The organism is Bradyrhizobium prioriisuperbiae, from assembly GCF_032397745.1.
Taxonomy (GTDB): domain Bacteria; phylum Pseudomonadota; class Alphaproteobacteria; order Rhizobiales; family Xanthobacteraceae; genus Bradyrhizobium_A; species Bradyrhizobium_A prioriisuperbiae.
Map to the genome: position 1 here is coordinate 4,805,743 of NZ_CP135921.1, position 19,293 is coordinate 4,825,035.

Here is a 19,293-nt window from a genome sequence, read left to right on the forward strand (position 1 = left end):
TGACTGATTTGCGACACCCCCTGTTGCGGCGATGCCGCATCCGCCCGGCGTGACCAAACACGACAAATCGATTACATCTGCATCAAGCAGCGCCGTCGAACAACGCCGGCAGAGGGAATCGCATGGCCAAGCAAGGTCCGTTTCAAGGATTGTTTCCGGGGTGGAAGGTCGTTTTGGGCTCCGGTGTCGGCATTTCATTCGGCTCCGCGCCGGTGTTCGCCACCGGCTTTGCATTGTTCGGCAGTGCCATTGCGCACGATTTCGGCTGGACCCAGCCTGAGGTCGCAAGGGCAGCGACCCTGTTCCTGCTGCTGCAGACACTGATCTATCCGTTTTGCGGCTGGCCGCTCGACCGTTTCGGATCGCGCCGGTTCGCCATGTACAGCATCACGGCCTTCGCGGTCTCGCTGATCATCTTGAGTCAGATCGGCAACTCGCTGACCCAGTTCTACCTTGCGTTCGCGTTGATGGGCTTGATCAGCGCCGGCACCAATGTGCTGTCCTATGCCCGGGCGATTGCGCTGTGGTTCAACCGCAAGCGCGGCCTGGCGCTGGGGCTCGCCGCCAGTGCGCAGGCGGTGGGGTCGTTTGTAATTCCGATCGTGGGCCAGAAGCTGATCGCGAACCACGGCTGGTCGACCGCGCTGCTGGTGCTCGCGGTGTTCGAACTCGTGGTGTGTCTGCCGCTGGTCGGATGGCTGGTGAAGGACTCGCCGGTGCCCTACGGGTTGCGGGCGGACGGTGACGATCCGGCAGAGAGCGTCGTAGCGGCGCAAGCTGCCGATACGGGCATGGAGGTCGCAGAGATCATCCGCACCGCCACGTTCTGGAAACTCGCAGTGGCTTTTGCGCTGATCGGCATGTCGTTCTACGCCATCGTGCCCAACATCGTGTACATCCTGACCAAGACCGCGAGCCTGAGCCATGCCGAGGTGGCAAAGGTGCAGGCGGCGGGCGGTGTCGCCGTCCTGTTCGGCCGCATCTGTTTCGGCTATCTGCTGGACCGGGTGCATGCGCCCTATGTCGGTGTGCTCACGGTGGTGATCTCGGCTTGCTGCGCGCTGGTCTATGGCAACGTCAGCGGACATGCGGTGATCTATGTTGCCGCCATCCTCTCGGGTTTTGCCATCGGCGGCGAAACCGATCTGCTGCCGTATCTGGCCAGCCGCTATTTCGGCACAAAATCCGTGTCGAAGATTTTCGCCTGGTTCCTGTTCGCGTTCTTCCTCGGCGCCACCGTCGGACCGACGGCGTTCGCGCAGATTTCGGCCGCTTACGACAGCGTCACCACGCCGCTGTTCATGCTGGCGATCCTGCAGATCATCCCCGCGCTGCTGTTCCTGTCGCTGGGAGCTTATCCGGCGGCGCCGGTGCCGGCGCAGAGCGAGGCGCTTGCGAAGGCGGCCTGACAAGGTGCGTTATCCGGCTCGCGGTCGTCGGGCCGACGTTGATGGATGCGGATATCTCTTGCCAAGGCATGCGGCAGCATGGCATCACGCTGCCCATGACCAGCATGATGACCCTCGCTCGTTGCAATTGGTGGCGCTCCTTTTAAGGAGCGGCACGTCGTCATGTCCTGATGTTTCATTGACCGTCGCCGCCGTGTTCGGGCAGGCGAAGTTTTGATCTCTTTGGCAATCGTGTCCGGCGCGGCGGCTCCATCCCTTGGAGACCGAAAATGCCCGTTGCCCCCGACAATCGCCCCATCATCCTGACCGGCGACCGCACTACTGGTCCGCTGCATCTCGGCCACTATGCCGGATCGCTGAAAAATCGCGTCCGACTGCAATCGACCCATCGGCAGTTCCTGCTGCTCGCCGATACCCAGGCGCTCACCGATAATGCGCACGATCCCGATAAGATTCGCCGCAACGTGCTTGAGGTAGCGCTGGATTATCTCGCGGTTGGCATCGATCCGGCGCTGACCACGATCTGCGTACAGTCCGCCTTGCCGGCGCTGGCGGAGTTGACGCTGCTCTATCTCAACTTTGTTACCGTCGCTCGACTCGAGCGCAACCCGACCATCAAGGATGAGATCCAGGCGCGAGGATTCGGGCGCGATATCCCGGCGGGCTTCCTGTGTTATCCGGTGGCGCAGGCCGCCGATATCACGGGCTTCAAGGCCACCGTGGTTCCGGTCGGCGAGGATCAGGCGCCGCTGATCGAACAGACCAACGAAATCGTGCGTCGGCTGAATCATCAGATTGGCCGTGATGTTCTGCTGGAGGCGAAGGCGTTATTCGCAGAGGTGGGCCGGCTGCCGGGTGTCGACGGCAAGGCGAAGATGAGCAAGTCGCAAGGCAATGCGATCCTGCTCTCCGCCTCGCCCAACGGCATCAGCAACGCGGTGCGGCGCATGTACACCGATCCCGCCCATCTGCGTGCTACCGACCCCGGTAAGGTAGAGGGCAATGTCGTCTTCACCTATCTCAACGCGTTCGACGAGGATCGGTTTGCGGTCGCGGAACTGAAGGCGCAATATCGAAGGGGTGGTCTCGGCGACGTGGCGGTCAAGCGCAGGTTGGAAGATCTGCTGCAGCATGTGCTAGCGCCAATTCGTGCGCGGCGGGAACAATTCGGCCGTGATCCGGGCTTTGTGATCGATCTATTGCGGCGGGGAACACGGACCGCACGCGAACGCACCCAGGCGACGCTCGACGAGCTGCGCGGCGCGCTCGGGCTGTCAGTGCTCCCACCTGCATGATGCCCCCATCGAAGAATCCGGGAACGAGGTGCGCGGCGGGTGGTTGGTCTTCCTCACAACAGGGAGATCAGTCATGGCAACAGCAGCACGTGAAACCGGAACTCTGATCGGCAGTGACAAAGTCGAGGGAACCGCGGTGTACGGCGCCGACGGCGAAAAGATCGGCTCGATCGAGCGGGTGATGATCGACAAGGTCAGCGGCAAGGTGTCCTACGCCGTGCTCAGCTTCGGCGGCTTTCTCGGCATCGGCGACGATCATTATCCGCTGCCGTGGTCATCGCTGAAGTACAACACCGAACTCGGCGGTTATCAGTCGATGATCCCGGTGGAGAAACTCGAGAAGGCGCCGAGCTACGCCACCGAGTCCGAGTGGAACTGGAACGACACCGCCCGCGCCCGCAGCGTGAATTCGTACTATGGGGTTGCTATGGTGTAGGGGCCGCACCGGTTAGGCTATGAGTCACAACACCCACTCCGTCATGCCCGGCCTTGTGCCGGGCATCCACGTCTTAGCGGTAGTGCAGCAAGTAAGACGTGGATGGCCGGGACAAGCCCGGCCATGACGCAGAGTGTGGAGTAGCGCGGACGTTCAACCGCGGTTCTCTCTTCAACTCACCCCTTCGCCTTGTGAAACTTCTCCACGATGGCCTGGAACGTCTTCACGTTGTCGCCGCCGGAATAATCCGAGATCCGCTTGTAGGCCGGCTCCATCCGGGCGCGGAACAGCGAGAGATCGGGCATGGTGATCTGCATGCCGGCGGCCTCCAGTTTCTTGAGCTGGTCGGCTTCCGCATCCGCGATCAGCTTGCGCATCAGTTCGCCGGAGGTCTTGCTTTCCTCGCGGAAGATCGTCTGCTGCTCCGATGTCAGCTTCTTCCAGCTGTTGACGCCGATGGTGTGGATCATGTTGTTGTAGACATGCTGGGTCAGCGCGAGGTGCTTTTGCACTTCGTTGTATTTGTTGAAGAAGATCACTGCGACCGGGTTTTCCTCGCCGTCGACCACCTTCTGCGACAGCGCGAGGTAAAGCTCGGGGAAGGCGATCGCCTGCACCGTGGCGCCCAACGCCTCCATCGAGGCCTGGATCTGCAGCTCCGGCGGGGTGCGGATCTTCAGGCCCTTCATGTCGTCGGGGACGTTGATCGGCCGCACGCTGTTGGTGACGTTGCGGAAGCCGTATTCCCAGTTGCGCAGCAGGATGAAGCCCTGTTTTTCGGCGAGCGGCGCCACCCACTCCATCACCGGTCCGTCGAGGATCGGGAAGGCGTCGGCGCGGCCGTTGAAGATGAAGGGCAAGAGGATCGCGGCGAAGGCGCGCTCGTATTTGTCGAGCTGGCCCTGGGTCGGCAATCCCATGTCGATGGTGCCGAGCTTGATCTGCTGCGCCTGTTCCGGCGGTCCGCCCAACTGGTTGTTGGGGAAGATCGCGATCTTGACGGCGCCGTCGGTGCGCTTCTCGACATTGGCGGCGAACTGCTTGGCCGCGATGTTGGCGGGGTGGTTTTCGTCGGCGAAGTGCGCGAAGCGCATGGTGATGCCGGCGGCGCGAAGCACGGCGGGGGCGGCGATGGTGAAGCTTGCGGCGGCGGTCGTCACCTTGATGAACTGTCTGCGATCCATGGTATCCTCCAAGTCTCTCTTGTTTGTTGGTATCAAGTCATTGCAATGCGATGGGCCCGCTAACCTCGGAAACCGAAATAGGCAGGCAGGAACAGCGTGAACCAGGGTACAAAGGCGACGATCAGAAGGCCCGCGATCAGCACCACGAGATAGGGCAGCATGGCGCGCGACGCTTCCTCGATGTTGCATTTCATCACCGCGCAGCAGACGTAGAAGCCGACACCGGCGAACGGCATGAAGCCGCCGATGCCCATGGCGATGATCAGCACCAGCGCATAGTGCAGTTCGCTGAGGCCGAGCTTGCCGGCGATCGGCAGCAACAGCGGCGCCAGCACGTTGAGCGAGGGCAGTCCTTCGAGCAGCACACCGACCACGATCAGCAGGATGATCGAGCACACCATGAACACGGCGGTGCTGCCGCCGGTCGCTTGCAGCAGCAGCACCAGGCGCTGCGGCAGATAGGCGACAGTGAGTGTCCAGGAAAAAGCCGAGGCGGCGGCGAAAATAAACAGCAGCACGCCGGTCATCGCCGCGGTGTCGGCGACGATGCGCAGCAGGCTCTTGAGCGTCAGCTCCCGGTAGACCAGTGCCGAGAGCGCCACGCCATAGATCACGGCCAGCGCCGCGATCTCGGTCGGGGTCGCGACCCCCGCGAGGATGCCGACCAAAAGCGATCCGGGCATGAGCAACGGCAGGATGGCGTCGCGGCCGGCGCGGGCGATTTCGCTCGCCGGCGCGCGCGGCATCCGCGGCAGGCCGGCGGCGCGGGCGCGGAACCAGATCATCACCATCAGGCACAGCGCCATCACCGCCGCCGGCACCAGGCCCCCGATGAACATGGCGCCAACCGAGACGTTGGTGATCGAGCCGACGATCAGCATGGCGATGCTGGGCGGCACGGTCTCGCCCATCACCGCGGAGGCGGCGAGCACCGCAGCGCCTTCCGGCGCACCGTGTCGTTCGGTCAGTTGCTTGCGCATTACGGTGCCGACGGCGGCGACATCCGCGGGCTTGGAGCCGGAGAGGCCGGACACCGCATACATGCTGGCGACCGTCACCTGCAGCAGGCCGCCCTGCATGTGCCCGACCAGCACCTGGATGAAGCGCACCAGACGGATGCTGATGCCGCCGCGCTCCATCACCAGGCCAGCGAGAATGAAGAAGGGGACCGCCAGCAGGATGAAATTGCCGGTGCCGTTGACCATGGTCTGCGGCAGCACCACCAGCGAGGCGGTGCCGGTGCCCCACAGATAAGTGGCGGTCGCAAGCAGCAGCACGAAGCCGACGGGAACGCCGGCGAGGATCGCGGCAAAGAATAATATCAGCGCCACCATGATCGCCGCATCGTCGCCGAGCAGCGGCAGCCAGATATCGCGTGTCAGCGCCGCGATGGCGATGGTGCCGAGGAACACTGCGCCGACCCAGAGTGCCAGCGTGCCGTGGTTGCGGCGCAGGTTGAGAATGGCGTGCATGGCGAGCAGTGCCATGCCGATCGGCAGCGGCGAGCCGATCAGCGCCGCCGGCCACTGCAGGATCGGGGTCAGTTCGTTCCAGCTCGACGCCAGGAATTCGATCGAGGCGACACCCGTGATGCCGCACACGAACAGCACCACGATGTCGGCCAGCGCGAGCAGGATGCGGCTGCCTTGATCCGGCAGCCGGTCGAGCACCACGCGGACAAAGGCGTGATCATGCCGGCGATAGGCCACGGCGCCACCGATGAAGGCGAGCACGGAGAGCGCGAAGCGCGCCAGTTCGTCGGTCCAGAGAAAGGAATGATGCAGCCAGACCCTCGCCACCACATTCATCAGCACCAGCGTGAGCTCGCCGAACAGGGCGACCACGACCAGCGTTTCGGCTGTCGCGTCGATGGCGCGGATGATGGCGGGGTCGCGCGCGACCTCGGCGCGCGGCACAGCGTCAGTCACGGCCGGGGCCAGCAGCCCGTCGGCGCGATCAGCGTGCGACACGGTGTTCAGTGTTCGTGCAAATGACCTTGCGCATGGTGGTGAACCTCCCGTTCATTCATGATTTTTGTAGTCACGGCTTTTGTTTCCGGCCGCGTTGTTTTTGGTGGTCGGTGGCGCGCCGGTCTGTGCCGGCTTCGCCCTCGCTGATCTCGAACAGATCAGGGTTGAGTTGCTGGGTTGCGGAAATGTCGGCGAGCAGCCGCTCCAGATGATCGGTGATGGCGGCAACGGCCCGCACCGGGTCATGGGCCGAGATCGCCGCCAGGATGGTTTCGTGCTCGGCGATAGCGCGGGTGATGCGGCCGGGCTGTGGCAGGGTCAGCCGCCGGTAACGGTCGACATGGACTTTGACCTGCTGGATCAGCGTCCAGATGCCGGGATAACCGGCCACCTCGGCGATGGTCGCGTGAAACGCTTCGTCGGCGAGATGAAATGCATCGTGATCGTCGGCGGCCTCGGCCTCGCGCTGGCTTTGCAGCACCGATTGCAGCGCCAGCAACTGACTGGCGGTGGCCTGGGTTGCTGCGATCCGCGCGGTGGTCTCTTCCAGCGCGCGGCGGATCAGGATGGCTTCGGGCAGCTCCGCAACCGGAATCCGCGAGACGAAGATTCCCGATTGCGGGAAAATATCCAGCAGGCCTTCGTCGGCAAGCTTCAAAATGGCTTCGCGCACCGGTGTGCGGCTGACACCATAAGCTTCGGCGATTTCGCTCTCCGACACCGGCTCATCCGGCAGGCGCTGCAGCGAGACCAGTTGCTGGCGCAAATCGGCATAGATCGTGGCCGACAGCGGGCCGGCGCGTTTGCTGCGCGACTTGCCGGCACGGCCGCCGTTGGAGGTCAGCTTGTCGACGACCGGGCTGCGGCTGCGCGGGCCCGTCGGTGACGCCGGCAACGCCTGCGTCGCCCGGCGCGGCTTGGCCTTGCGGGTGGACAGCTTTCGCGATGTCGTCGGCCGTTTCATGGCGCGTGCCGGATCCGATAGCTAAACGGGGCTTGATAAAACGAGGCATGGCGAGCGGTGCGTTCAACTAGTATATTAATATAAGAATTGTTTCCGCAATCCCGAAACGCACATTTCGACTGAAGATACCCACCAGAAATGCTGCGTTATCTTGCGTTGCACAATCCGAGGAAAACCGCTCATGACCGATTATCGCAAACTGTTCGACCTCACCGGCAAGACCGCGGTGGTCCTGGGCGCGGCCTCAGGCATCGGCAAATCCTCCGCCGAAGCGTTGGCCGGCCTCGGCGCCGAAGTGCTGTGCGCCGATCTCTCGCGCGACGCGGCGGAGGTGACAGCCGAAGGCATTCGCGCGAGTGGAGGTGCGGCGACATCGGCGGCCTGCGACGCCGCTGACCGCGCGTCGGTGATGGCGCTGAAGGACGCGGCGATGCAGCGCTTTGCGCGGCTCGACATTGCGGTGACGACACCGGGCCTCAACATCCGCAAGACCATTCTCGATTACACCGAGGAGGATCTCGATCGGGTGCTCAATCTCAACGTCAAGGGCACGGTGTATTTCTTCCAGGCGTTCGGCGGCGTAATGGTCAAGCAGGGTCGCGGCAGCCTGATCGCCTGCTCGTCGGTGCGTGCGGTGACCATCGAGCCCGGGCTCGGCGTTTACGGATCGACCAAGGCCGCGATCGGACTCCTGGTCAAAGGCTTCGCGTCGGAAGTCGGGCCGTTCGGCGTGCGCGTCAACGCCATTGCACCGAGCATAGCCGAGACTGCGCTGACCGCGCCGTTCAAGCAGCGGCCGGAGCTGCACAAGCTCTATGCCGCGCATACCGTGTTCAACCGCTGGAGCCACGCGGACGAGGTGGCGACGGCCGTCGCCTATCTCGCCTCGGATGCGGCGAGTTATGTCAGCGGCAGCACGCTGTTCGTGGACGGCGGCTGGACCGGCATCGACGGCCCGCCGACCGGGCTGACCCAGCTGACGCGGCCGGCGTGAGCGGCTAAGCCGCGAGCTCCTTGCGCTCGGTCAGCGGCATGGTGAAGGTGAAGCGGGTTTCCTCGGATGTCGACGCGACGTCGATCCGGCCGTCATGCGCCCTGGCGATTTCCGAGGCGATATAGAGTCCCAGTCCAAGTCCCGGCTTGTGTCCCTCGGCGCTGCCGCGGGTGAATGGCTGGAACAGCCGGGTCATGGCATCCGGCGGAATCGGCTTGCCGGCATTCGCCACTGATAGCGTCAGGTCGGTCGCATCCATCGCGGCGCGGACGTGCACCGGTTTGTCGGCGTCACCATAAGCGAGTGCGTTGCCGAGCAGGTTCGACAGCAGCTGCGCGATGCGGCCGCGATCGGCCTCGACCGCCTGCGGCAGCACGAAGCTGACATCGATCAGGCGTTCGGGAAATGCGCTCTGCAGTTCCGACACCACCTGGCTGATCACCGACGCCATCTGCAGGGGCGTGCGGAACAGCAGGAGACCGCCGCCAAGCCGACCGCGCGCCATGTCCATCACATTGTCGATCAGTCCGGACATCCGCTCCACGCTGCTGTCCATCATGGCATAGACCGCGGGGTCCGGTCGCTTGCGCAGCAACTGGATGCCGGCGGCGATCGAGGCGAGGGGATTGCGTAGGTCGTGGCCGAGCACCGCGACGAATTGCTCGCGCAGTTCGGCGAGCTTGCGCTCGTCGGTCAGGCGGGCTTCGCTGAGCGCGACGCGGGCATGCGCATCGAGATGAAACGCGATGAGCTCGGCAAACAGCCTGAACATGCCGAGGACCGCCGGCGTGTTGAGGCGCGCCGGCCGCGGATCGATCGCACACAGCGTGCCGAACATCCGCCCGTCCGGCAGCAAAATCGGCATCGAGAGATAGCTCTGGAAGCCGTACTGCGCCGGCGTCGGGTGTCCGCGAAACACATCGTCGCGCGCCACCTCGTTGATCACCACGGCTTGCAGGCTTTGGCGGATCTCGTTGCAGATGGTGGTCTCGACCTTCAATTCGCCGCCGGGGACAAGTCCGAACGCGATCTCGTCGCGCACGGCGCAGCATATCCAGCGCGCCTCAGTGACGCGGGCCACCGCGGCGAAGCCCATTCCGGTGGTGCGGCAGATCACTTCAAGGATTGCGGGAATTGCCGGGATGCGGTCGATGGCGTCGATATCCGCCTGGAAATCACTCGCCATTTGACTCCGCCCGCCTGCCCCAAAATCGATCTGCATATGCAATGGATTGATAAGCACCGGCAAGCGATTTGGTTTCACAAGAACCGAGGCGCGGCCGCTTGTTTGGTGAATCGCAAACGAAAAAGCCCCGCCTCCCGGGGGGGAGAGGCGGGGCGCAGGTCCAAGTTCGAGGGGCAAACTTGCGGCCTGGGAGTGACGCGACAGAAAACAACAGAGGGCAGAAAACAACAGAGAGTGCCGGGCGCGCGCACGAGCCAGAGCGCGCGACGGTCACGTGATGCGATCTGATGGAGCGGACCTGACTGCGTCCGGTTATTCGAAGAACCGTTGTGTCGTGTATCGGCAGGCTCGCGGCTGTTCGCATTGCAGAGCCGAGAGCGCATTAGAACAAAACAAGAACAAAAGAGTCAAGCCAAAACGCGCGACCACATCATGAAATGTGTGCACGTTTCAGCTCGTTCGGCTCACGCCGACGCCACACCCGCACGGATGCAAGCGTCGGTGTTCGCACGTCGTTGTTAGATGATCGTCAGTGATACCGTTGGCGCAGGTATGTCAGGCCTTCGACCACCAGGCGATTGGTGTCTTCCTGGCCGGTCCAAAACAGCCGGTCGACATACTTCGTCACCTCGTCGCGACGCTGTTCCGCCTCTGCGGCTGAGAACATCATGCTGTAGGTATCGACGATGCGCGTGACGGCAGTTTCAACAACAGTATCCATGCTTTGCATTCCCTCTCATGGATCATAACAACGCATGATGCGCGGTTTTGTTCCGAGGGAACCGCGGGGTGGAACCTGGGTGAGACACCGCCAATGTTCCCGTGCGGCGATGCCGATGTTAGGTCTTTGCGTAAGAGACGCCCATGCCGGCGCGCACGTCGCTCTGAATGCCATAAGGCGCGATCGGATAACGCAGCCCGTTCTTCGCCAGCGCCTTCATGCCGGTGATGGCCTTCTGCAGATCCGCGGGTTTTAGCGCCATCAGCATTTCTTCGTCGGGCACCCCGCCATAACGCCGCTCCGCATAACACGGCAGCGACAGGCTGGGCTCGCCGGTCGCCAGGGCGCGGCCCCAGGAATCGGCGCAGGCGGTTTCGCCGACCACTCCCCATTCGAATTTCTTGTAGCCCGAATACTGCAGGCCGTTGATCAGGATGATCATCTGCCCCGGTGTGGCATAGACGAGGCAAATGTCCGGCGGATTGAGCCGGCCGCTGGCGAGCGGGCTCACCGCCAGTGCTTCGTAACGCCCGTGCGGCACCACGCACAACGCTTCCTGCCGTGCGCGCGCATCCTCCGCGGTCTCGTGCCAGACGCCGACATAGGATTGGCCCGACAGCCATTGCTCGTCCTGCGGCGTCAGGCCGATCACCGCGCGGCACTGCGCGCCCACCAGGTCGCTTGCGGTGATGCCGACGGTCCATCCCAGCCGTGACGCCATACTGACGATCTGGTCGGTGGTGTGCACTGCGGACGGCCGTCGAATTTTGGGGATCGCCGCCATCTCGTCGGCACGGGCGAACAGCTTCATGCCGATCACGGTGGTCTTCAGCCGCAGCAGCGCATTCAACTCGTTGACCAGGGCCGCAAGGTCGAACGTTTGCGGCGGCGCCTTATCCTGTTGGGATTGTTGTTGTGACATGGCGTTCGTGCTCCCGGCGATTTTCAGCAAGCGTAGGGAGGGGCCTATCGCGGGTCAAGCGCATGGCTGCACCGTCTCCGCTCGTTTCATTGCGTGCAGGGATATCCAGTGTTTGGCGCCGGCGTCGTTGTCAGCCGCCGAATTGCAGGCGCAGTCCCTGCACCAGGCTGACCGTCGCCACCGCCGCGATCAGCCGCCGCGACCATAGCCGGAAGGCTGCGTCGCTGATGGCGTCGAGCACGTGGCGCGACAACTGGGTGCCGAGCAGCGCCAGCGTCACGGCGAGAAGGATGGCCGCGGAGGCGACCTGTCCGCCGCCGGCCGTCAGCATCTGCCCGAAATAGATGAGCTTCACCGTGTGGCCGATGGTCTGGATCGCGGCCTTGGTCGCGACCATGTCCTTGCGGCCGATCCCGGAGCGAAGCTTGCGAAGGAAACGCTGCTGCAGGTGGTGCACTGGCCGGAGGACTGGCCGCTCTGGCTCACCGCCGCCGGTGTCGACCTGCGCGGACGCGCGCTCGGGCCGCGCTTCGACAATTATGCGATGGCCCTGCAGGCCGCGCTCGACGGCGTCGGCGTCGCGATCGCGCTGCGGCCCTATGTCGAGGACGATATCGCGGCGGGACGGCTGGTGGCGCCGTTTCCGCTGGCGGTGCCGAAAGGGCGGGCGTGGTTTCTCGTCTACCAGCCATTCCGCAAGGACGAGCCGGGCTTTGTCGCTTTCCGCGGCTGGCTGCGTGACACTTTCAGCAATCAGGGCGAGGCAGTGAGGTGATTGCGAGAGGCCTCTAGCATCCCGGCGTTTACCCCGGCGGCAGCGCCACCGCCCGGAAACACGCCTCCAGCGCCTTCGCGATCAGTGCATTGCGGGGGATCGGCTTGTGTTTTGACGCCAGGATGGCGTCGTCGACCATGCCGTGCACGCCGCTGAACAGGAACACCGCGGTGAGATGCGGGTCGTCGACCGTCCACGCCTTTGCCGCATTGCCGGCGGCGAGCAGGGCGCCGAGATGATCGATCACGATGTTGTCCACCAGGCCCTGCCGGGTCGGCTTGCGTGCCTCGTGAAACAGCATGTCGTGCAGCTTGACGCCGTCGAGATAGGTGGTGACCCCGGTGCGGGCCCAGCAGGCGAGGCGGCCTTCGAAATTGTCCGGACCCAGTTTTGCCAGCGCTTGCGTAATGCGCGCGAGATGATCGTGGGCGAAACGTTCGCCCAGCGCTATCAGCACGTCCTCCTTGGACGGGAAGTAGAGATAGAAGGTGCCCTTGGCGACGCCGGCGCGCGTGGTGATCTGCTCCACGGTGGTGTTGGCGACGCCGTGTTCAAGAAAAAGCTGTTGCGCCGCGGTCATCAGTTCGTCGAGCCGCTCCTGCGGCGGACGGGTGCGCGGCTTCGATGCTTGCTTCCCGCGCGACAATTTGGCGGGTTTGGCAGCCGACTTGGCATTGGAATTGGCGCGCGGGATCATTCCAGTCGCTCCACATGGCGCAGTGATGGGAACAGCTTCATCCACAGCAACGCGATCAGCACCGTGCCGACGCCGCCGATCAGCGCCGCCGGCATGGCGCCAAGCAGGGCCGCGACCATGCCGCTTTCGAAATCGCCGAGCTGGTTGGAGGCGTTGATGAACAGGAAGTTCACCGCGCCGACCCGGCCGCGCATCTCGTCGGGCGTGGCGAGCTGCACCAGCGAGAAGCGGATCACCACGCTGACGGTGTCGGCCGCGCCCATGGCGGCGAGCGCGAGCAGCGATAGCCACAGCCAGTGCGACAGCGCGAACACGATGGTGGCGAGCCCGAACGCGATCACCGCCTGGAACATGCGCATGCCGACGCGGCGCCGGATGGTGTAGCGGGCCAGCACGAATGTCATCAGCAGCGCGCCGACCGCGGGCGCGCCGCGCAACACGCCGAGACCCCATGGCCCGGTGTGCAGGATATCGCGGGCGTAGATCGGCAACAGCGCCGTGGCGCCGCCCAGCAGCACCGCGAACAGGTCGAGCGAGATGGTGCCGAGAATGGTCGGATTGCTGCGCACGAAGCGCACGCCGTCGAACAGCGCGTTCAGCGTCGGTGGCTCCTTCGCCTCGATCGCGCGTGCGATCCAGATCGCGCCAGTCAGGCCGGCGGCGACCAGCCAGAAGGCCGCCATGGTGGCGTAAGGCAGTCCAGGTGAAATCGCGTAGAAGATGCCGCCCAGCGCCGGGCCGGTGATGGTCGCGACCTGGGCGCCGGCGGTCGACACTGCCGTCGCCTGCTGCAGCCGGCCCTCCGGTGCGACGCCGGACAACAGCGCCGCCGACGCCGGACTTTCGAACGCGCCGCAGGTGCCGAAGATGGCGAGCGCCGCAAAGATCATCGGCACCGTCAGCCAGCCTTCATAACTCGCCACCGCAAGGCACATCGCAGTCGTGCCTTCGGCGATCTGGCAGAGCTGCATCACGCGCTTGCGGTCATAACGATCGGCGGCGTGACCGGCGACAAACACCAGCAGCGCGGTCGGCAGGAACTGGGTCAGCCCCGCGAGCCCGAGATAGAACGCGCTGCCGGTCAGGGCATAGACCTGCCAGCCGATCGCGACGGAGGCGATTTGCGAGGCAAATCGCGAGAGGCTGCGGGTGGCGAAGAAAAACAGGAATGGGCGGTGGCGCAGCAGCGCGCCAACGCCGGCGGGGGGATCTTCAGAGACGGCGACAGGCGATGCGGCTGATGCAGGCGACGGCATGAACGACAGAACTCCGCTCGCGGGCGTGGGGCGTCCGCGAGGCCACCATGGGGGATGGCACGTGTGTGAGCCCGTTGCGGGCGATGGCCGTCTATGACTGACCGTCGGTCAGTGGTCAAGTCGCGATCGCGTGTAGATGCCGGCAAGAGGCTGGAATGGCTTTAAGTGGGCGACAAGGAACTTATTTTATTCGAAAGGTCTCTTTGATCTCGGATTGGGTTCTGTCATTGCGGACTTCATCGGTGCGCTGCTCGGACGGTTGTTCAGCGAAGCCTGGGCGCTGGATCGGCTGCTTGGCCGGTTTCGGAGCTGGTTGCAGCGTTTGCCCGACCGCGACCCGTCACAGCTTCCGCTGCTTCACCGTCTGGGCCGCATGCTGCTTGCAGCAGCGACGCTCGCGTGTTTGCCGCGCCGGTGGCATGGTTGATCTGGCGATAGGGCGAGACGCTTCGCCCCCGATGTGATTCGCTCCGCACAAATGCTGTGCAGGGATCACTTTCCGCTGAACCCATTCCATCCTCATGCATTGGCCCTGCGAGCACACCACGCGCATGGAGGCAATCATGGGACAGATGGAACCCATCCGGCCGGTCGCCCTGATCGTCGAGGACGACCAGACCCAACGTGATCTCCTCAGCGTGCTGCTGGAGGAAAGCGACATGCACGTGATCCAGTGCGAGAGCGCGGAGGCGGCCGTCATCGTGCTGGAGTGAACCGGCGGTTGCCTTGCGCTGCTGTTCACCGACGTCGATCTTGCGGGACGAATGGTCGGCATCGAACTCGCCTATCTCGCCAAGCAACGATTTCCGAATCTCAACGTGATCGTGACCTCGGGGGCGCCGCGGGTGCGGCGTTTGCCCGACGGCACATCGTTCATGGCCAAGCCCTGGACGCCGCTGGATGTGCTGCGGGAGGCGGAGAAGTCGCTGCATTAGAGCATGATGAAAGAACCGGATCGGTTATCCGTCATCCTGAGGTGGCCGCGTAGCGGCCCTCGAAGGACGACGGCCAATGCTTAAGAAGAATCGGCCGTGCATCCTCCGAGGGCCGTGCTGCGCACGTCCGGCGGCATCGCGCTGATCAATTCCATCGGCAATCTCGGCGGCTTCGCCGGTTCGGATGCATATTTGCGGCAAGTGGTGCAGGGACTTCAGATCGGCGCTACTAGTACCCACTTTTGATCAAACGTGATTCAGAATCGGTGGGCACGTACAGTGTTTGCTCGTGTCACTTGGCTATGATTCCGGGTACTAGCACGGATGCTCTGAATACGACCAGCGGCGAGCCACCGAGATGGCGGTCGCCGGGTTACGCTCATTCCTGACGCTGTCGCCTCAACACTTATCAATACTTGGCCATCACGGAGTATTTGACGAACCGTGTCGGCGTGATCTTGCCGTCGGGGTGAAAGCCGACGAGATCGACGACGCCGTCGAAGTCGACGTCGTGATAGGAGATGTCCCAGCGGCCGTCGCGATCGCGATCTTCGATGCGGATATCGGGGCGGCCGTCGCCGTTGTCGTCGATCAGGATGTAAATCGGCTGGCTCGTGTCATCGGGTTTGACCAGCGAGAAGTCGGCCTTGCCGCGGCACGTGGTGTCGTATTGCACAAGTTGCGCGGTGTTTTTCTGCTCACGCCCCTCATACAGCTTGACCATCTCGCAGGGTTTCTTGCTGGCCTGCGGCGGTGGCGAATCGGGCAAGCTGAGGAATTTCTGCACGTCGAGTATCGATACGGCGAAGTTGAGATTCTCGCCCTGGGTCTTCTGGAATGAATTGACCCCGAGCAGTTTGCCGTCGTCCGTCAGCAGCGGGCCACCTGAATTGCCGGGGCTGATCGGTGTCTGGGTCTGGATCACGTTCGCCTTGTGCAGGATGTCCTTGTCACCGCCCTTCCACTCATAGTCCCGGCGATACTGGCTGATGATGCCCTTGGTGTAGGTCCAGGTCTGGCCGATCGGGTGGCCGATGGCATGGACGTCGGCTCCGACCTGTATGTCCGCCTCGCTCGCCATGGCGATCGATTTCAGATCCGGCGGAGCGTCCGAGAATTGCAACAGCGCCAGGTCGACCGTCGGGTCGGTCTTGAGCACCCGCGCGATGCGCACCGTCTTGATGTCCGGCTGATCGCCCTCGGTTTTGGGCTTGAAGATCACGCCGACCTTGTTGGCGCCTTTAATGACGTGAAAATTGGTCAAGATCCGGTTGTTGCCGAGATAGCTGCCGGATCCGCTCATGGTCCCCTCAGGCGTATCGGCGAGGACCAGCACCACTTGAGGTGACACGGCACGGTAGATGTCGGCGTCGTGCTTGCCACGCAAGGTCAATGACCCGCGGTCCTCGATCGGGCTGGCCAGCACCTTTTTCAGCGTGCCGCCTGCCAGGCCGCCCAGATCCACGATATCGGGAGAGGCCTTTTCGTTGAGGGGCGCCGCATTCGCCGTAGGCGCGGGCATGGACTTGTCGATATAATTCGCGCCATCCTGGGCCTGTGCCGGGGACGCCAGCAGGGCGAGAGACAGAAGTGCAAAGCTTGTGGCTGCCCCGACACGGCAAGTCCGGTCCGACCAGATCGTGCCTCCGCGAGTAACGTTGCCCATGGTGCATGTCCCCTTTGTGATGCGGCGCAGCCTTGCGGGCAAGGCCGGCAGCCTGTTGTTGGGGCTCATTTTGATACTTGCTCCGGTTGTGGGCAAGGCCCAAAACAATTCTTCAGCCATGGTTGCCGCCGGGTCTGATTTCGAGGCGCGCAAGACCGCTGTGGCGCAGAAATTTCATCGCGGTGCGGTGCGCGAGGCGGCACGCGATCTGCGACAATTTGTCAACGAGACGGGGGACAAGGCCGCGAAGACCTACCTGCTGCGAGACCTCGCTGAGATCTGCAACGTGGCCTATGATGATGTCTGCGTGCTCGCGGCGGTCGATGAAGCGCTGAAGGGGGCCGAGTCCGACGCGTCGCTCAAATCATTAACGCCCGACATCCTGGCGTCGCTCGTAGCGATCGGTGCCTGGCGCAACAATCCGGCCGAAATGATCCCGCTGCTGAAGACCAGCCTGCCGGCCTTCAACGCCGCCACTCATCCCATGGCCACAGCGCTCGGTTACCTTGCTGCAGCTCGCTTCCTGCTCCGGCACGGGCAACACCGAATGGTTGAAGATATGACTTCGGTGGCGGTTCTGGCGTTGCTGCAGATGAGTCCGCTCGACGGATATGGCATCAGCAGGATTCTCGTCGATCTGCTGGATAGCATGATCTCACAGCAGGATCTTGTCGGAGCTCAATCGCTGGTGTCGATAACTTACCCTCATCTGGGCCGAAGGCTTGGGCGCGAGGATCCGTACCGGATCAAATATATCGACCTTGTGGGCCAGCTCTCCGCGATGACCTTGCGCTACAAGAGCGCGGAAACGAACCTCGCCGAGGCCGAGCTGCTGAACGCGCGTCTCGATATCAACGACGACACGCGAATGAGCCGGCTTGCTGTCGACAACGGCCTGAGATCACTGATGCTGGCAATGGAATCGCAAGGCGATGCCGCACGTCAGGTTCACGCACAGCATCCGTTGCAGCCTGGCAAGAAGGATATCATCAGGCGCGGCTCGTTCGACACCATCCGAGAGCTCTATTTCGCCACCTCCGACGTTCTGATGCTCTCGCGTGTGGACAACGGAAGCGGCGCGATACCGTGGACGCCGATTTTCGAGCAGCAGTTTCCACAACGATGGTCGTTGAGCGAAACCGAGGCGCGTGATGCTGAATCGTATCGCGATTTTGCGCGCGGGCTGCTGGCGATGTTGCAGTCGAAAGGCGAGGGGGCGGTTTTGTTGCGGCGGGCCGCCCAAGGCCGGATCGATAATTTCGATGCGGCGCTACGCGCGCGCTCCGAGGGCTTCCAGCTGCCGTCGGTCATCGACACAATCATGGTTGGCGCTGCTGGTGCCGTCTCCGACAGCGCCCAGCATGACCTTATGCTGCAAGGCAGTGAGATGGTGCTGCGGACGCTGCGCCATCAACTCAGCGACTTCGCACTGCTGCTTGGTGCCCAACGGACGGACCAGGCGCGCGATGCCGCGCGCTCGTATCAGTTGGGGCTGGCCGAGAAGCGGAACTTCGAACTGCTGCAGATCAAGGCGCTGCTGGAAGGGCAGCCGCGTGATCTGGGTGCCGTTCTGCGGCAGTATGCTGAATTGCGTGGATCATTCGTGCGGTTAAGAGACGAACTCGCTGCCCGCTCCGATTATGCAGCGACGAGCGGTCTTCCCAGCGTGAAACAGGTCCAGGACGCGCTCGGTGACAATGAGGTCTTCGTAACCTATCTGCCGACCTTGCGCGGGATTGGCCGGCTGTGTGTCTCGAAGACGACGAGTGTGAATTCATTTGGCCCCATGGAGCTTCAGCAGCTTACCGTAGATACCAAGCTCTTGCGTTTGGCGCTGACCGCAGACGATGCGGCCGACGATGAACGGGATGCGCAATTTCCGGCGATCGCGGCGGTGCGTCTCGGACGACACTTGTTCGAGGGCCTCGATCGCTGCATGACCAAGGGCGCACATGTGAACGTCGCGCTGCCGCTTGATATGGCCGGCATTCCGCTGGCGGCGCTGCTTGCGGAGGTGCCGCCGCGGCGCGGCGATGGCTACGATCTCAAGGCGGCCCGCTGGCTCGGCAATGACTATAGCTTCTCGGTAACGGTCTCGGCGCGCCATCTGCTCGGGCTCAAGCGCGCCGTTGCCCATCAGCAGGCGCCGCGGCCCTATTTCGGCATTGGCGATCCCGATCTTGCACCACCGCCGGCGGCGACCACGGTTGCCGCAGCCGGCCAGACGGTGTTTCGCGACGCCTCGCAAAACCGCCTCCAGGATCTGCCGCCGCTGCCCGAGACCGCGGAGGAGTTGTCCGCGGTGCGAACGTTGCTCGGTGTCGATGCGCAGGAGGTGCTGACCGGGCAGGCGGCGACTGAGCAGGCGTTCCGCTCGAAAGACCTGGGCGCCTACGACGTGATTCACTTCGCAACCCATGGCTTGCTGAAGGATGAGGTCGACGGATTGACCGAACCGGCGCTGGTGCTGACGCCGAAGGATTCGGTCAACACTTCCGACGACGGCTTGCTGTCGACGTCCGAGATCACACATCTCGCGCTCAATGCGCGGCTGGTGGTGTTGTCGGCCTGCAATACGGCCAAGATCGACACCGCTGCCGCCAGTCTCGGCGTCAACGATCTGCAGGCGGCGTTCTCGGTTGCGGGCGTGCCGGCGTTGCTGGCGGCGCTGTGGCCGGTGGAGTCCGGTACCGCCCGCGATCTGATGACCGGTTTCTTCCAGGCCTGGCAGCGGCAGCCCGCCAAAAGTGCGTCGCGTGCGTTGGCGGAGGCCACGCGCGGTTATCTGGCGCACGCGGACCGGGCGCACCAGCATCCGCGGTTCTGGGCTCCGTTTGTGGTAATGGGGTATGGGGACACGCTGCCTGGCCGGCAATAACCGAG

The 19,293-nt window shown here is 63.6% G+C and carries 18 protein-coding genes and 1 pseudogene; 9 read left to right on the forward strand and 10 right to left on the reverse strand.

The features are described from left to right. The first annotated feature begins 122 nt into the window (after positions 1-122). The 3 genes from RS897_RS22620 to RS897_RS22630 all read left to right on the forward strand — a co-directional run bounded on the left by RS897_RS22620 (position 123) and on the right by RS897_RS22630 (position 3,140). Positions 123-1,409 (forward strand): MFS transporter, encoded by a 1,287-nt coding sequence (locus tag RS897_RS22620; RefSeq protein ID WP_315830954.1) that lies wholly within the window; start codon positions 123-125, stop codon positions 1,407-1,409. A gap of 269 nt (positions 1,410-1,678) precedes the next feature. Further along, positions 1,679-2,704, forward strand: a complete 1,026-nt coding sequence (gene trpS / locus RS897_RS22625; protein WP_315830955.1) for a tryptophan--tRNA ligase — start codon at positions 1,679-1,681, stop codon at positions 2,702-2,704. A 73-nt stretch (positions 2,705-2,777) separates the two neighbouring features. Further along, positions 2,778-3,140, forward strand: a complete 363-nt coding sequence (locus RS897_RS22630; RefSeq protein WP_315830956.1) for a PRC-barrel domain-containing protein — start codon at positions 2,778-2,780, stop codon at positions 3,138-3,140. 176 nt (positions 3,141-3,316) lie between these two features. Here RS897_RS22630 and RS897_RS22635 read toward each other — a convergent pair whose 3' ends face one another. The 3 genes from RS897_RS22635 to RS897_RS22645 all read right to left on the reverse strand — a co-directional run bounded on the left by RS897_RS22635 (position 3,317) and on the right by RS897_RS22645 (position 7,258). Next, entirely contained in the window at positions 3,317-4,324 is a 1,008-nt protein-coding gene (locus tag RS897_RS22635; protein WP_315830957.1) for a DctP family TRAP transporter solute-binding subunit, read from the reverse strand. 59 nt (positions 4,325-4,383) lie between these two features. After that, complete coding sequence (locus RS897_RS22640) at positions 4,384-6,294, reverse strand: TRAP transporter large permease (protein WP_315830958.1); 1,911 nt, start codon at positions 6,292-6,294, stop codon at positions 4,384-4,386. Positions 6,295-6,364: 70 nt separating this feature from the next. After that, positions 6,365-7,258 (reverse strand): GntR family transcriptional regulator, encoded by an 894-nt coding sequence (locus RS897_RS22645; RefSeq protein WP_315830959.1) that lies wholly within the window; start codon positions 7,256-7,258, stop codon positions 6,365-6,367. A 181-nt stretch (positions 7,259-7,439) separates the two neighbouring features. Between RS897_RS22645 and RS897_RS22650 the strand changes: the two genes are divergently transcribed. Beyond that, a complete protein-coding gene (locus RS897_RS22650) occupies positions 7,440-8,252 on the forward strand; it encodes an SDR family NAD(P)-dependent oxidoreductase (RefSeq protein ID WP_315830960.1) in 813 nt (270 codons plus the stop codon). 4 nt (positions 8,253-8,256) lie between these two features. Here the strand turns inward: RS897_RS22650 and RS897_RS22655 are convergent, their stop codons facing one another. From RS897_RS22655 to RS897_RS22670, 4 genes are all read right to left on the reverse strand, one after another. Then, complete coding sequence (locus RS897_RS22655; RefSeq protein ID WP_315830961.1) at positions 8,257-9,438, reverse strand: GAF domain-containing sensor histidine kinase; 1,182 nt, start codon at positions 9,436-9,438, stop codon at positions 8,257-8,259. Positions 9,439-9,967: 529 nt separating this feature from the next. After that, positions 9,968-10,159 carry a hypothetical protein gene (locus RS897_RS22660; protein WP_315830962.1) on the reverse strand — a complete coding sequence of 64 codons (192 nt, stop codon included), beginning with the start codon at positions 10,157-10,159 and terminating at the stop codon, positions 9,968-9,970. Positions 10,160-10,277: 118 nt separating this feature from the next. Next, complete coding sequence (locus RS897_RS22665) at positions 10,278-11,081, reverse strand: DUF169 domain-containing protein (protein ID WP_315830963.1); 804 nt, start codon at positions 11,079-11,081, stop codon at positions 10,278-10,280. Positions 11,082-11,211: 130 nt separating this feature from the next. After that, on the reverse strand, positions 11,212-11,478 hold the full coding sequence (locus RS897_RS22670) for a hypothetical protein (RefSeq protein ID WP_315830964.1): 267 nt from the start codon (positions 11,476-11,478) through the stop codon (positions 11,212-11,214). On the opposite strand from RS897_RS22670, the gene RS897_RS22675 reads away from it, so the two are divergent. Next, positions 11,440-11,856, forward strand: coding sequence for a LysR substrate-binding domain-containing protein (locus RS897_RS22675; RefSeq protein ID WP_315830965.1), 417 nt, complete (start codon positions 11,440-11,442; stop codon positions 11,854-11,856). The genes RS897_RS22670 and RS897_RS22675 overlap by 39 nt on opposite strands. A 28-nt stretch (positions 11,857-11,884) precedes the next feature. Here RS897_RS22675 and RS897_RS22680 read toward each other — a convergent pair whose 3' ends face one another. Together RS897_RS22680 and RS897_RS22685 are read right to left on the reverse strand one after the other, a co-directional pair. Then, positions 11,885-12,553 carry a TetR/AcrR family transcriptional regulator gene (locus RS897_RS22680; RefSeq protein WP_315830966.1) on the reverse strand — a complete coding sequence of 223 codons (669 nt, stop codon included), beginning with the start codon at positions 12,551-12,553 and terminating at the stop codon, positions 11,885-11,887. Beyond that, on the reverse strand, positions 12,550-13,809 hold the full coding sequence (locus tag RS897_RS22685) for an MFS transporter (protein WP_315830967.1): 1,260 nt from the start codon (positions 13,807-13,809) through the stop codon (positions 12,550-12,552). Before RS897_RS22685 ends, RS897_RS22680 begins: the two co-directional genes overlap by 4 nt. 136 nt (positions 13,810-13,945) lie before the next feature. On the opposite strand from RS897_RS22685, the gene RS897_RS22690 reads away from it, so the two are divergent. The 3 genes and pseudogenes from RS897_RS22690 (at position 13,946) to RS897_RS22700 (ending at position 14,990) form a co-directional block, all read left to right on the forward strand. Continuing rightward, positions 13,946-14,236, forward strand: coding sequence for a hypothetical protein (locus RS897_RS22690; protein WP_315830968.1), 291 nt, complete (start codon positions 13,946-13,948; stop codon positions 14,234-14,236). Between the two features lie 136 nt (positions 14,237-14,372). Further along, a pseudogene (locus RS897_RS22695) lies at positions 14,373-14,744 on the forward strand (response regulator). A gap of 96 nt (positions 14,745-14,840) precedes the next feature. Next, on the forward strand, positions 14,841-14,990 hold the full coding sequence (locus tag RS897_RS22700) for a hypothetical protein (protein ID WP_315830969.1): 150 nt from the start codon (positions 14,841-14,843) through the stop codon (positions 14,988-14,990). A 163-nt stretch (positions 14,991-15,153) separates the two neighbouring features. Here the strand turns inward: RS897_RS22700 and RS897_RS22705 are convergent, their stop codons facing one another. Then, positions 15,154-16,410, reverse strand: coding sequence for a S1C family serine protease (locus RS897_RS22705; RefSeq protein ID WP_315830970.1), 1,257 nt, complete (start codon positions 16,408-16,410; stop codon positions 15,154-15,156). On the opposite strand from RS897_RS22705, the gene RS897_RS22710 reads away from it, so the two are divergent. Further along, positions 16,409-19,288: a CHAT domain-containing protein gene (locus RS897_RS22710; RefSeq protein WP_315830971.1), complete on the forward strand. Its 2,880-nt coding sequence runs from the start codon at positions 16,409-16,411 to the stop codon at positions 19,286-19,288. The two genes, RS897_RS22705 and RS897_RS22710, sit on opposite strands and share 2 nt — an antisense overlap. The last annotated feature ends 5 nt before the right edge of the window (positions 19,289-19,293 follow it).